Source organism: Nocardioides sp. YIM 152588, from assembly GCF_040191335.1.
In the GTDB taxonomy this organism is placed as follows: domain Bacteria; phylum Actinomycetota; class Actinomycetes; order Propionibacteriales; family Nocardioidaceae; genus Nocardioides.
This window is the reverse complement of sequence record NZ_JBEGDJ010000080.1, coordinates 1-12531: the sequence shown is the minus strand read 5'-3', so window position 1 is coordinate 12531 and position 12531 is coordinate 1. Positions and strand designations below refer to the sequence as shown.

Genomic DNA, 12531 nt, shown 5'->3' with positions numbered 1-12531 from the left:
TGCTCGGGGGACCGGAACGTCCATCAGCCGATCATCGCTCCACTCCGATGAAGGCGTCCAGGAACCAGGTGGTGATGCTGATGATGATCGAGCCGCCGACCGCGGTCCAGAAGCCGTTGACGTGGAAGCCGATGCCGACCAGCCCGGCCAACCACTCGGTGAAGAGCAGCAGCAGCGCGTTGAGGACGATCAGGAACAGTCCCAGCGTCACGATGATGAACGGGATCGAGAGGATCGTCAGGATCGGCTTCACGAACATCGTGATCGCGTTGAGGATCAGTGCCACCAGCAGCACCGGGACGATCTTGTCCTCCCACTCGGCCTGGCCGGAGGTCGCGCCGTCGAACCAGATGCCGTCCATGATCTGGGCGGCGAGAGCGAGGGCGGCGGCGGTGATGGCCCACCGCGTCAGAAAGACGAGCATGGTCGTCAGTCTGGCAGCCCGAGCCGGTACGCCGCAGGCTCACTGCAGGTCGAGCGCCTCGATGATCTCCACCTCGGCGTCGGCGATGTGGCGCCGCAGGAACCCGGCCGCGCCGGCCTCGCCGTCGACCTCGTCGGCCTCGAGCAGCCGGACCAGCGACTCGTGGGAGTCGGCCTGGTCGTGGGCGTTCCGGCGGACCCGGTCGACCTGGGCCAGCGCGAGCTTGAGCTCGTCCATGAGCGCGTCGGCCATCTGGACCAGGCGGGTGCTGCCGGTCAGCTCGACCAGCGAGACGTGGAAGGAGAGGTGCCGCTCGTTGAGCTCCTCGTAGGAGGCGTCCGCCCGGACCGCCGCGGTGTAGGCGTCCAGGGTGGCGCGGACCCGGCGGCGGGCGTCGGGGGTGGCCGAGCGCCAGGCCTGGATCCCGGCGCCCTCGAGCACCTGGCGGGCGCGGCACACGTCCCGCACCGACTCCGCGCGCGGCGTCGCGACGCTCACCCCGCGGTGCGGCTCCCGGGTGGCCAGCCCCTCGGCGACGAGCACGGCGAGCGCCTCGCGGACGGTCGGCCGGGAGACGCCGAGCGACTCGGCCAGGGCGATCTCCCGCAGCGGCGTACCGCTCTCCAGCTCGCCCTCGAAGACGGCGCGCCGCAGCTCGGTCGCCACGCGGTCGGTGGTCAGCGCGTGCTCGACGTGAAGGGTCTGGAACCGGCCGGACATGGCGCCCATTGTGCCCGCCGACGCGCGGGCGGGTTGGCATCCGGCCTCGTCCACCCCCATACTCCTCTTGTCAGATTGTCTGACAATCCGGGCGACGTGTCATCGACCCGGCACCAGGGGCCCAGCGTGGGGCCGCCGACGAACCGTGGAGAGGGGATGGTCGTGACCGAGCTGCAGTGGGGGCGTCACTACGCGATGGTCGAGCCGTCGCACTTCCGGATCGACTACGCGATCAACCCGTTCATGGACCCCGCGGTCCAGCCGGACCCGGCCCGCGCGGCGGCGCAGTGGTCCGCGCTGCACGCGGCGCTCGGCGGACTCGGCGCCACCGTCGAGGTGATCCCGGCCCGACCCGACGCGCCGGACATGGTCTACGCGATGAACCTCGGCTTCCCGGTGCTGCGGCACGCGGGCCCCGCCGCCAGCGCCCGCTCGGTCGTGATGTCCCACATGCGCCACGAGCAGCGGCGACCCGAGACCCCGTCGGCGCGCGCCTGGTTCGAGGCCGCCCTGTTCGCGGCCACCCACGTCGGCGGCGACGGCGAGGGCCCCAGCTTCGAGGCCGGGGACGCGTTCGCCTGGCGCGGCGACCTGGTCGTCGGCTTCGGTCCCCGCACCGACGAGCTGGCGCTGGCCGCGCTCGCGGCGGACCTCGGCGTCCAGGTGCACGGCGTCCGGATCACCCACCCGGGCATGTACCACCTCGACCTCGCCTTCTGCCCGCTCGACGAGCGCCGGGCCCTGGTCTGCCCCGACGCGCTCGACGCCCCGTCGGCCGCGATGCTGCTCGACCTGGTGCCCGAGCCGCTCGTGCTCACCGAGGAGGAGGCGCTCTCCACCTTCTGCGCCAACTCCGTCGTCGTGGGCCGCACCGTCGTGATGCCGGCCTGCCCGGACCGGGTGCGGGCTCGGCTGGAGGAGTGGGGCTTCGAGGTCCTCGTCGTCGACGTCTCCGAGTTCCACCTCGGCGGCGGCTCGATCCGCTGCATGACCAACCCGCTGGACGTCACGGTCGGCCGCGACCTGGTCGCGGTGCCCGGCGGACGGGTGGCGGTGTCGGAGCAGGAGGAGAGCGCCGCGTAATCTCGCCCGGTGACCTCGGTGAGACTTCCCCAGCCGCTCGCGCACCTGCACAGCCTGCCGCCGTACGTCCCCGGACGTCCGCCGACGGCACCGGTCGGGGTCACCCCCTACAAGCTCTCCTCGAACGAGAACCCCTACCCGCCGCTGCCCGGCGTGCTGGAGGCCGCCGAGCGCGCGCTCGCGACGATGAACCGCTACCCCGACATGGGGTCGGTGGCGCTCTACCGCGCGCTGGCCGACCGGCTCGGCGTCGTACCCGAGCAGCTGTCGGTGGGCACCGGCTCCTCCGCGGTGCTGTTCCAGCTGCTCAGCGCCTACTGCGGCCCCGGCGACGAGGTCGTCATGCCGTGGCGCTCGTTCGAGGCCTACCCGATCGCGATCACGGTCCCCGGCGCCACCCCGGTGCCGGTGCCGCTGACCGCCGACGCCCGCCACGACCTCGCCGCGATGGCCGCCGCGGTCACCGAGCGGACCAAGGTCGTGCTGCTCTGCACGCCCAACAACCCCACCGGCCCGGCGCTGTCGGCGACCGAGGTCGAGGAGTTCCTCGACGCCGTGCCCGAGCGGGTGCTGGTCGTTGTCGACGAGGCGTACCTGGAGTTCGTCCGTGCCGAGGACCCGGTCGACGGGATCGCCCTGGTCGGCCGCCGCCGCAACGTGGCCGTCGTCCGCACGTTCTCCAAGGCCTACGGGCTCGCCGGCCTCCGTGTCGGCTACCTCGCCTCGACCCCGGAGATCGCCGGCGCGGTCCGCCTGGTGGCCCTGCCCTTCGGCGTCTCCTCGGTCGCCCAGGCCGCGGCCGTCGCCTCGCTGGAGGCCGAGGACGCGCTGCGCGAGCGCGTCGACACCCTCGTCGCCGAGCGCGACCGGCTGGTCGCCGGCCTGGCCGAGCGCGGCTGGCGGGTGCCGGACGCGCAGGGCAACTTCGTCTGGTTCGGCGTCGGCGAGCGGACCGCGGAGATCGCGGCCGCCGCCGAGGCGGTCGGCCTCTCGGTCCGGGCCTTCGCCGGCGAGGGCGTGCGGGTCACGGTCGGTGAGCCCGAGGCGAACGCCCGCCTGTTGGAGGTCCTCGGCCGGCTCGCGCCGTGACCGCGCGCCCCGTCTACCGTTGAGGTGAGCAGCGCACGGCCGACCGCGACGGAGGAGGCCCCCGTGTCCGGGAACGACCAGTCCGGGAACGACCAGGAGCACCCCACGGGCGAGTACCCCACCGCGGAGTACCCGCAGGACGGGACCTACGGCCAGTACGAGCCGACGGTCCCGTACGGCGTCGCCGGCCGCCCCGGCGGACCGGGCGGTCCGGGCGGACCGCCGGGCACCCCGGGCGCGCCGCCCCCGGGTGGACCGCCCCCGGGTGGACCGGGCGGCTCCAACCGGGCGCTGCTGGTGATCCTCGGCGTGCTCGGCTCCCTGGTGATCGTGGCCGCGATCGTGACCGCCTCGGTGCTGGTGCTGACCTCCGGCGACGGCGACACCGGGGAGGACACCGCCAGCCAGACGCCGACCGAGGACACCGACGAGGGCGGCGGGATGATGCCGTCGGGGTTCCCCTCGGACCTCTCCGACCTGCCCTCGCAGATGTCGGAGCTCATGTCCGACCTGCCGTCGCAGATGTCCGAGTTCATGTCGGACCTGCCCTCGGAGATGTCCGAGTACATGTCCGACTTCCTCAGCGACCTGCCGAGCGACCTGCCCACCGGCTTGCCCGACGACCTGCCGACCGACCCCTCGGAGTGGCGCTCCTACGCGGAGAGCCTGCTGGACGATCTCACCTCCTCGCCCTGACCGGGCGCGGAGTGCCGACGGCCCGGTGAGCCGTCCACCTTCACCTCTGCGAAACCCAGTGCGCCCGCCGGTTGCCTAGTCTGGCGCCCATGTCGATCAAGGTCGCGCTGGAGCACCGCACCACCTACCGCTTCGAGCGTCCGGTCGGGGTGGCGCCCCACGTCGTGCGGCTGCGCCCGGCACCGCACTGCCGCACGCCGATCGAGGCCTACTCCCTCAAGGTCGAGCCGGCCGGCCACTTCCTCAACTGGCAGCAGGACCCGTTCGGCAACTGGCTGGCCCGCCTGGTCTTCCCGGAGAAGGTCGACCACCTCGACATCACCGTCGGCCTGGTCGCCGACATGATGGTGATCAACCCGTTCGACTTCTTCATCGAGGAGTACGCCGAGCGGTTCCCGTTCGACTACGCGCCGGACCTCGAGGCCGACCTGGCGCCGTACCTGCGTCCCGTCGAGGACGCCGAGCGCGCCGCGGCCTGGCGCGAGGACCTCCCGGCGCTGCCCGAGGACGGTGTGCCGACCGTGGACTTCCTCGCCGCGCTCAACTCCGCGGTGCACCGCGACGTCGCCTACTCGGTGCGGATGGAGCCCGGGGTGCAGACCCCGGACCACACGCTCGAGGTGGGCATCGGCTCGTGCCGCGACAGCGCCTGGCTGCTGGTCAGCCTGCTGCGCCAGTACGGCCTGGCCGCCCGGTTCGTCTCCGGCTATCTGGTCCAGCTGGCCCCCGACGCCTACGCCGTCCACGGCGTCGACGGGCCGTCGGGGCCGACCGAGGACTTCACCGACCTGCACGCCTGGACCGAGGTGTTCATCCCGGGCGCGGGCTGGGTCGGCATGGACCCCACCAGCGCGCTCTTCGCGGGCGAGGGCCACATCCCGCTCAGCGCCACCCCGCACCCCAGCTCGGCCGCGCCGATCGAGGGCGCGACCGACCCCGTCGAGGTCACCTTCGAGTTTCACAACGGCGTCACCCGGATCCACGAGGACCCGCGCGTCACCGCGCCGTACTCGCCGGACCAGTGGGCCCGGATCGACGCCCTCGGCGGCGCCGTCGACAAGCGCCTGGAGGCCGGCGACGTGCGGCTGACGATGGGCGGTGAGCCGACCTTCGTCTCGATGGGCGACGCCTCCACCCCGGAGTGGAACACCGACGCCGACGGCGAGGCCAAGCGAGAGCTGGCCACCGGGCTGGCGGAGCGGCTGCGCGAGGTGTACGCCGCGGGCGGGGTCGTCCACCGGGGCCAGGGCAAGTGGTACCCGGGCGAGCCGCTGCCGCGCTGGAACATCGCGCTCCAGTGGCGCACCGACGGGGTGCCGCTGTGGTCCGACCCGGCGCTCTTCGCCGACCCCTGGGACGCCGACGCCGCGGTGGCGGACCCGCCGGCGGAGGCCGAGCGGCTCGCCCGGCGCTTCGCCGCCGTCCTCGGGCTGCCCGAGGACCAGGTCCGGCCCGCCTTCGAGGACCCCTTCGCCGCACTGGCCGACCACGTCCGCCAGCCGCACGGCGACCGGCCCGAGGGCGACCTGGACGACCTCGACGAGGAGGCCGAGGCGCTCGTCGCCGCGCTCGACGCCGACGTCACCACCCCGACCGGCTGGGTGGTCCCGCTGGCGATGGACGAGACCGGCTGGACCAGCCCGGTGTGGCAGCTGCGCCGCGGCCGGCTGGTGCTCACCCCGGGCACCAGCGCCGTGGGCCTGCGGCTGCCGCTGGACTCGATCGACTGGGTGGACCCGGAGGCGCCGGCCCAGCCGTCGTACCTGGAGGCGGGGGAGCCGCTGGAGCCGGGCGTGCCGGCGGTCGAGCTGGCCGACCCGGTCGGCGCGGACCGCACCGCGGTCGCCTTCGAGGCGCGCGACGGCCACGTGCACGTCTTCCTGCCGCCGACCACGCGGCTGGAGGACTACGCCGACCTGCTGCACGTCGTCGAGCTGGCGGCCGCCGGCGACGGCGCGGACGGGGCCGGCTGCCCGCTGGTGCTCGAGGGGTACCCGCCGCCGCCCGACGCGCGGCTGACCACCCTCTCGGTCACCCCGGACCCCGGCGTGATCGAGGTGAACGTGCAGCCCACCACGAGCTGGGCCGACCAGCGCGATCTCGTCGAGCGGCTCTACTCCGAGGCCCGGCTGGCCGGGCTGACCACCGAGAAGTTCGACCTCGACGGCCTGCACACCGGCACCGGCGGCGGCAACCACCTCACCCTCGGCGGCCGGGCGCCGATCGACTCACCCCTGCTGCGCCGCCCCGACCTGCTGGTCAGCCTGGTCGGGTACTGGCAGCGCCACCCCGCGCTCTCCTACCTCTTCTCCGGTCGCTTCATCGGCCCGACCAGCCAGGCGCCGCGCTTCGACGAGGGCCGCCCGGAGGCGGTCTACGAGATGGAGATCGCGTTCGCCGAGGTGCTGCGGATGACCGCCGAGGCGCGCGAGCGGGGCGACGACGTACCGCCGTGGATGGTCGACCGGGCGCTGCGCCACCTGCTCACCGACCTCACCGGCAACACCCACCGCGCCGAGTTCTGCATCGACAAGCTCTACAGCCCCGACTCCTCGCGGGGCCGGCTCGGGCTGCTGGAGCTGCGCGGCTTCGAGATGCCGCCGCACCCGCAGATGGCGCTGGTCCAGGCGCTGCTGGTGCGCAGCCTGGTGGCGATGTTCTGGGAGCAGCCGCTGGAGGTGGCGGACCAGCCGCTGGTCCGCTGGGGCACCCGGCTGCACGAGGACTTCCTGCTGCCCCAGGGCGCGATCACCGACATCCGCCGCGTCGTCGCCGACCTGGAGCGCTTCGGCATCGGGTTCGACCCCGGCTGGCTCGACCCGTTCGTCGAGTTCCGCTTCCCGCGGATCGGCTTCGCCGACCTGAGCGACGCGTCCGGCGACGCGATCCGGATGGAGCTGCGGCAGGGCGTCGAGCCCTGGCACGTGCTGGGCGAGGAGGCGACCGGCGGCGGCACGGCGCGGTACGTCGACTCCTCGGTCGAGCGGATCCAGGTCACCGTCTCCGGTGTCGATCCCGCGCGCCACCTCGTGACGTGCCAAGGTGTCCCTGTGCCGATGACGCCCACCACCGCCGCGACCCCGGGCCTGCCCGGCGACGCGTTCTACGGCGGGGTGCGGTTCAAGGCCTGGCAGCCGTGGTCGTCGCTGCACCCCTCGATCGGGGTCCAGGCGCCGCTGACCTTCGACGTGGTCGACCTCGACGCCGGGGTCAGCCTCGGCGGCGCGACCTACCACGTGGTGCACCCGGGCGGCCGCTCCTACGACCACCCGCCGGTCAACGCCAACGAGGCCGAGGCCCGCCGGGCGTCCCGCTTCGAGCCCGGCCGACACACGTCGGGCCCCGTCGACGTCGCCGCGCTGCGCGGCGCCGCGCGCGCCGTCGCGAGCGCGGAGTACCCGCACACCCTCGACCTGCGGCGAGCCTCGATCCGTCCGTGAGCCGCAAGTGAACCGCCCGTGAGCCGCCCGTGACCGTCCTGCGCGACTATGTCGCCGGCCTGACCCAGCCCGACCTCGTCTCCTCGGCCTCCGCGCCGAAGTACGACGAGATGGTCGCGCCCGACGGCACCCTGCGGGAGGGGTGGAAGCGGCTCGCCGAGCTCGCGGTCGGGATCGAGCCGCAGGAGCTGGAGCGGGTCGACGAGGAGATCGGGCGGTTCCTCGCCGACGACGGCGTCACCTACTCGCGGCCCGGGCACCGGCCCAGCGCGTGGCGGCTGGACCCGATGCCGCTGATCATCGACGCCGCCTCCTGGCAGACGCTCGAGGTCGGCCTGGCCCAGCGCGCCGAGCTGCTCAACGCGATCCTGGTCGACCTCTACGGCGAGCAGACGCTGCTGCGCGACGGGGTCGTGCCGCCGGCGCTGATCTACGGCCACGCCGGCTTCACCCGGGTGATGGCCGGGGACCGGATCGCCGACCCCCGGCCGCTGGTGCTCTCGGCCACCGACCTCGGCCGCGCCGCGGACGGCACCTGGCGGGTGCTGGCGGACCGCACCCAGGCGCCTTCGGGCCTGGGGTACGCCGCGCAGAACCGCAAGGTGCTCTCCCGGGTGATGCCCGAGCTGTACCGCGAGGCCGAGGTGCACCGGATGGCGCCGTACCTGTGGGCGCTGCGCTCGGCGCTGCTGCAGTCCGCCCAAGGGGACCTGCCGGACCCGCGGGTGGTCGTGCTCAGCCCCGGCTCACACTCGGAGACCTTCTACGACCAGGCCGCGATCGCCACCAACCTCGGCCTGCCGCTGGTCCAGGGCAGCGACCTGGTGGTGCGCGACGGCTGGGTGCTGATGCGGACGCCGCTGCGCCTGGAGCGGGTGGACGTGATCCTGCGCCGCGTCGACGCCACCTGGAGCGACCCGCTCGAGCTGCGCGGGGACTCCCAGCTCGGCGTCGCCGGCCTGGCCGAGGCGGTCCGCCGCGGCCGGGTCCGGGTGGTCAACGGCCTCGGCGCCGGCGTGATGGAGAACCCCGGCCTGCAGGCCTCGATGGGCGCGATGTGCGAGCACCTGCTCGGCGAGCCGCTGCGGCTGGAGACCGTGCCGACCTGGTGGTGCGGCGACCCCGACGGTCTGGACCACGTGCTGGACCGGCTCGACGAGCTGCTCGTGAGCACCACCGACGGCACGGGGGTGCGGGTCACCGACCTGGCGCCGGAGGTGCTGCGCCGCCGGATCCTCGCCGCGCCGCACCGCTACGTCGCCCAGGAGCGGCTGCCGCTCTCGCAGGCCCCCGCCTGGAACCGCGGCGGGGTGCGGCCGATGGACCTGAGCCTGCGGGCGTTCACGCTGCGGTACGGCTCGACGTACCGCCCCCTGCTCGGCGGGATGGCCAGCGTCCGCGACGGCGACCGGTCGGTCAGCAGCAAGGACGTCTGGGTGCTCAAGGCCCAGACCGGCGAGGCCGACCAGCGGATCTCGGACGTGCGCGCGATGACCGCCGTCCGGTCGCTGCCGGCGACCGTGCCGCGGGCGCTGGAGGACATGTTCTGGTTCGGCCGGTACGCCGAGCGCGCCGAGGACATGCTGCGCCTGGTGCTCGCCGGGCACGTGCTCGCCGAGGACTTCCAGACCCGCCCGCGCACCACCGGCGGGATCAGCCTGGACGTGATGCTCGGGGTGATCGGCTCGCTGGCCGGCCGCCGCTACGACGACCTGGACCAGGAGTTCCGCTCGCTGCTGCTCGACGCCGACCGCGAGGGGTCGGCCGCCCACGCGCTCGCCTCGCTCCGCGACGACCTGGCCGGGGTCCGCGACCAGCTCTCCGCCGACGTGTGGCGGGTCTTCGGCGTCGCCGCCCGGGCGGAGGCCGCGCTGCGCGCCTCGCCGCACAGCCACGCCGTCGCCGAGTCGGCGGGCCGGATGCTGGTCGGGGTGCTCTCGCTGCAGGGGGTCACGGCCAGCATGATGCGCGACCCCGGCTGGCACATGATCGGCGTCGGCCAGCACCTGGAGCGGGTCCTCCAGCTCTCCCGCCTGCTCCGGGTCGTCGTGGTCCGGCACGGGCTCGAGGTGGACCGCGAGGTGCTCACCGCCGTCCTGGCCAGCGCCGAGAGCACGGTCACCCACCGCCGCCGCTACCGCGACTTCGTCCGCCCCGCCGGCGTCCTCGACCTGCTGCTGATGGACCGCGACAACCCGCGCTCGGTGGCCTTCAGCCTGGACCGGGCCGCCGAGCACCTCGCCGCCCAGCCGGTCTCCACCGGCTCGACCCGGCCCGAGCGGCTGCTCGCGGACCTGATCGCCGAGCTCGACGGCACCGACGTCGCGCTGCTGGTCGCGATCGGCGGGGCCGACCGCCCCAACCTCGCCGGCTTCCTGGGCTCGCTGGAGAGCCAGGTGCTGCGGATCACCCAGGCGATCACCGAGCACCACTTCGCCACCGGCCCGCGCCCGCGCAGTTTCGGCTCGCTGCCGGTGCGTGACGTCCTGGAGCCCTCGGCGCTGGAGGGTGCCTCGTGAGGGCCGTGCTGTTGAGGAGCGTGGCATGAGGTACCTGGTCGAGCACACGACCACCTACACCTACGACGACGACGTCACCGACAGCCTCGGCGTCGCCCACCTGGTGCCCCGCTCGCTGCCCTGGCAGCGGGTCGGCGCCGACGACGCGGCGTACCGGGTCAGCGTCGCGCCGACGCCCGACGACCACTCGGTCGAGACCGACTTCTACGGCAACCAGGTCAGCTACTTCCAGGTGGTCACGCCGCACCGGCAGCTGGTGGTCACCGGCACCGGCGAGGTCGACGTGGTGACCCCGTTCGTCGACGCCGAGCGGCTCGCCCGGCGCTGGGAGCGGTTCCGGCCGCTGCTGGACCCGGGCGCCCCGGGCGCGTGGCGGGCCACCGACTTCGCGCTGGCCAGCCCGGCGGTGCCGATCCACCCCGGCGCCCGCGAGTACGCCGCGGAGTCGCTGACCCGGGGGCGGCCGATCGGCGAGGCGGTGACCGAGCTGATGGGGCGCATCCACGCCGACTTCGACTACGACCCCGCCGCCACCACCGTCACCTCGACGGTGCCCGAGATCCTCAACCGGCGGGCCGGGGTCTGCCAGGACTTCGCCCACTTCACCCTGGCCGGGCTGCGCGCCCACGGGCTGTCGGCCCGCTACGTCAGCGGCTACCTGGCGACCGAGCCGCCGCCGGGCAAGGAGCGCGTGGTCGGCGCCGACGCCTCCCACGCCTGGCTCGCGGTCTGGCTGGGCGACGACGAGTGGCTGGCCTTCGACCCGACCAACGACCAGTGGCAGAACGAGCGCTACGTGACCGTCGCGTGGGGCCGCGACTACGGCGACGTGCCGCCGGTGAAGGGGGTCATCTTCACCGAGGCGACCCGCTCGGAGCTGGCGGTCTCCGTCGACGTGGCGCCGCTGGGCTGACGCCGTCTCGCCAGGTCGGGCGCGGGTCGTGTGCCTGAGACCCCTCTATGTCGATGTGTGGGGCACACGAGCGGGCCCGCCTCCGCCGGCACGCCGGCCACGCCGCCACGCCCGGCGTACCGAATTCAGTGGTGGATCGGGCGGCCCCGGCGACCGTAGTCTGGCGGCATGAGCCAGCCGCCGTACGGCGCCCCGCAGCAGCAGCCGCCGCCGCCGGGGTACCCCCAGCAGGGCTACCCGCCGCAGGCCCCGCCGCCGGGGTTCGCGCCGCAGCCCGGCTACGGCGGGCCCGCGCTGCCGCCGCCCCCGCCGAGCAAGCCGCGCACCACCGGCCTGGTGGTCGGTCTGATCACCACCGCGCTGCTGGTCCTGATGGTCGTCGTGGTGGCCCTGGTGACCGCGCTTTGACCCACCCGTGAGGATGGCCGCGTGAAGGCCTTCGCGTGCCGCGTGTGCGGCAACCCGCTCTACTTCGAGAACTCCGTCTGCGTCTCCTGCGGCAGCCACCTCGGCTTCTCCCGGGACGAGCGCGCGATCGTGGTCCTGGACGAGCGGGGCCGGTACGTCGACGCCGCCGGTCTGGTCTGGCACGTCTGCCGCAACCTCAACCTCAGCGGCTGCACCTGGCTGGCGCCGCTCGAGGGCGGCCAGTGCTCGGCCTGCGACATGACCCGGACCCGGCCCGCGGACAGCGACGCGGAGGGGCTGCGGCAGCTGCCCGCGGCCGAGGCCGCCAAGCGGCACCTGCTGGTGGAGATGGACAGCCTCGGCATCGACGTCTCCGGCCTCGTCTTCGACCTGCTCTCGTCGAGCCGGGAGGCGGGCGAGGACGTGGTGATCGGGCACGCCGACGGCGTGATCACCATCGACCTCGCCGAGTCCGACGACGCCCGCCGCGAGCGGATCCGGGTCGACCTGGGCGAGCCCTACCGGACGATGCTCGGCCACCTGCGCCACGAGACCGGCCACTACGTCGAGATGCTGCTGCTGGAGGGTGGCGACCCGGCCCGGATCGAGGAGTGCCGGCGGCTCTTCGGCGACGACACGGCCGACTACCAGGCCGAGATCGACCGCCACTACGCCCAGGGGCCGCCGGACGGCTGGGAGTCGTCGTACATCACCACCTACGCGACGATGCACCCCTTCGAGGACTTCGCCGAGACCTTCGCCCACTACCTGCACATCGCCGACACCTGCGAGACCGCGGCGGCGCACGGGCTGCTCTCGGTGGAGCCCGCCGCGTTCGGTGCCTTCCGGGACCTGGTGCGCGGGGTCTGGGTGCCGTTCTCGATCGCGCTCAACCAGATCAACCGGTCCATGGGCAAGGACGACCTCTACCCGTTCCTGATCCCGGACCCGGTGCTGGAGAAGCTCGAGTTCGTCGCGGGCCTGGCCGCCTCGGGGGCGGGGGAATCCGGAGCCGGACCCGTCGCCCGCGTGCCATGATCTGAGCCCGCAGCCGCTCCCGCGAGGAGGAGCCATGCCCGACCCGAACCAGCCCTCGGTCCCGCCCGGGTGGTACCCCGACGGTCGGGGTGGCCTCCGGTGGTGGGACGGCAGCGGGTGGACCGAGCACCCCCGACCCGCACACCACCCGCGCGCGGAGTCGCTGGGGTGGAGGACCCGGTCGGGCAGGGCTGATCCAGC

11 protein-coding genes are annotated in these 12531 nt (G+C 74.0%); 9 read left to right on the top strand and 2 right to left on the bottom strand.

Translation table 11 applies throughout. The annotated features are described in order from the left end of the window. Positions 1 to 31: 31 nt before the first annotated feature. Both ABLM29_RS21300 and ABLM29_RS21295 read right to left on the bottom strand, forming a co-directional pair. The gene (locus ABLM29_RS21300; protein ID WP_349716607.1) at positions 32 to 424 is read right to left on the bottom strand and encodes a phage holin family protein; all 393 of its coding nucleotides are present in this window, start codon (positions 422 to 424) and stop codon (positions 32 to 34) included. Positions 425 to 463: 39 nt separating this feature from the next. After that, positions 464 to 1144 (bottom strand): GntR family transcriptional regulator, encoded by a 681-nt coding sequence (locus tag ABLM29_RS21295; RefSeq protein WP_349716606.1) that lies wholly within the window; start codon positions 1142 to 1144, stop codon positions 464 to 466. A gap of 162 nt (positions 1145 to 1306) precedes the next feature. Between ABLM29_RS21295 and ABLM29_RS21290 the strand changes: the two genes are divergently transcribed. From ABLM29_RS21290 to ABLM29_RS22355, 9 genes are all read left to right on the top strand, one after another. Further along, complete coding sequence (locus tag ABLM29_RS21290; protein ID WP_502889298.1) at positions 1307 to 2227, top strand: dimethylarginine dimethylaminohydrolase family protein; 921 nt, start codon at positions 1307 to 1309, stop codon at positions 2225 to 2227. A gap of 18 nt (positions 2228 to 2245) precedes the next feature. Next, positions 2246 to 3316, top strand: a complete 1071-nt coding sequence (gene hisC, locus ABLM29_RS21285) for a histidinol-phosphate transaminase (RefSeq protein WP_502889300.1) — start codon at positions 2246 to 2248, stop codon at positions 3314 to 3316. 63 nt (positions 3317 to 3379) lie between these two features. Continuing rightward, positions 3380 to 4012 (top strand): hypothetical protein, encoded by a 633-nt coding sequence (locus tag ABLM29_RS21280; RefSeq protein ID WP_349716603.1) that lies wholly within the window; start codon positions 3380 to 3382, stop codon positions 4010 to 4012. 89 nt (positions 4013 to 4101) lie between these two features. After that, positions 4102 to 7452, top strand: coding sequence for a transglutaminase family protein (locus tag ABLM29_RS21275; protein ID WP_349716602.1), 3351 nt, complete (start codon positions 4102 to 4104; stop codon positions 7450 to 7452). 29 nt (positions 7453 to 7481) lie between these two features. Then, the gene (locus tag ABLM29_RS21270) at positions 7482 to 9971 is read left to right on the top strand and encodes a circularly permuted type 2 ATP-grasp protein (RefSeq protein WP_349716601.1); all 2490 of its coding nucleotides are present in this window, start codon (positions 7482 to 7484) and stop codon (positions 9969 to 9971) included. Positions 9972 to 9996: 25 nt separating this feature from the next. Next, positions 9997 to 10884 carry a transglutaminase family protein gene (locus ABLM29_RS21265; RefSeq protein ID WP_349716600.1) on the top strand — a complete coding sequence of 296 codons (888 nt, stop codon included), beginning with the start codon at positions 9997 to 9999 and terminating at the stop codon, positions 10882 to 10884. A gap of 168 nt (positions 10885 to 11052) precedes the next feature. Continuing rightward, a complete protein-coding gene (locus tag ABLM29_RS21260; RefSeq protein WP_349716599.1) occupies positions 11053 to 11292 on the top strand; it encodes a hypothetical protein in 240 nt (79 codons plus the stop codon). A 21-nt stretch (positions 11293 to 11313) separates the two neighbouring features. Then, complete coding sequence (locus ABLM29_RS21255; RefSeq protein ID WP_349716598.1) at positions 11314 to 12330, top strand: zinc-binding metallopeptidase family protein; 1017 nt, start codon at positions 11314 to 11316, stop codon at positions 12328 to 12330. Positions 12331 to 12364: 34 nt separating this feature from the next. Continuing rightward, a partial coding sequence (locus ABLM29_RS22355) for a DUF2510 domain-containing protein (RefSeq protein ID WP_502889299.1) occupies positions 12365 to 12531 on the top strand: 167 nt, incomplete at its 3' end.

Coding starts and splice junctions, on each gene's coding strand:
- ABLM29_RS21275 (WP_349716602.1), top strand. CDS start 4,102: ATGTCGATCAAGGTCGCGCTGGAGCACCGCACCACCTACCGCTTCGAG.
- ABLM29_RS21300 (WP_349716607.1), bottom strand. CDS start 424: ATGCTCGTCTTTCTGACGCGGTGGGCCATCACCGCCGCCGCCCTCGCT.
- ABLM29_RS21295 (WP_349716606.1), bottom strand. CDS start 1,144: ATGTCCGGCCGGTTCCAGACCCTTCACGTCGAGCACGCGCTGACCACC.
- ABLM29_RS21260 (WP_349716599.1), top strand. CDS start 11,053: ATGAGCCAGCCGCCGTACGGCGCCCCGCAGCAGCAGCCGCCGCCGCCG.
- ABLM29_RS21265 (WP_349716600.1), top strand. CDS start 9,997: ATGAGGTACCTGGTCGAGCACACGACCACCTACACCTACGACGACGAC.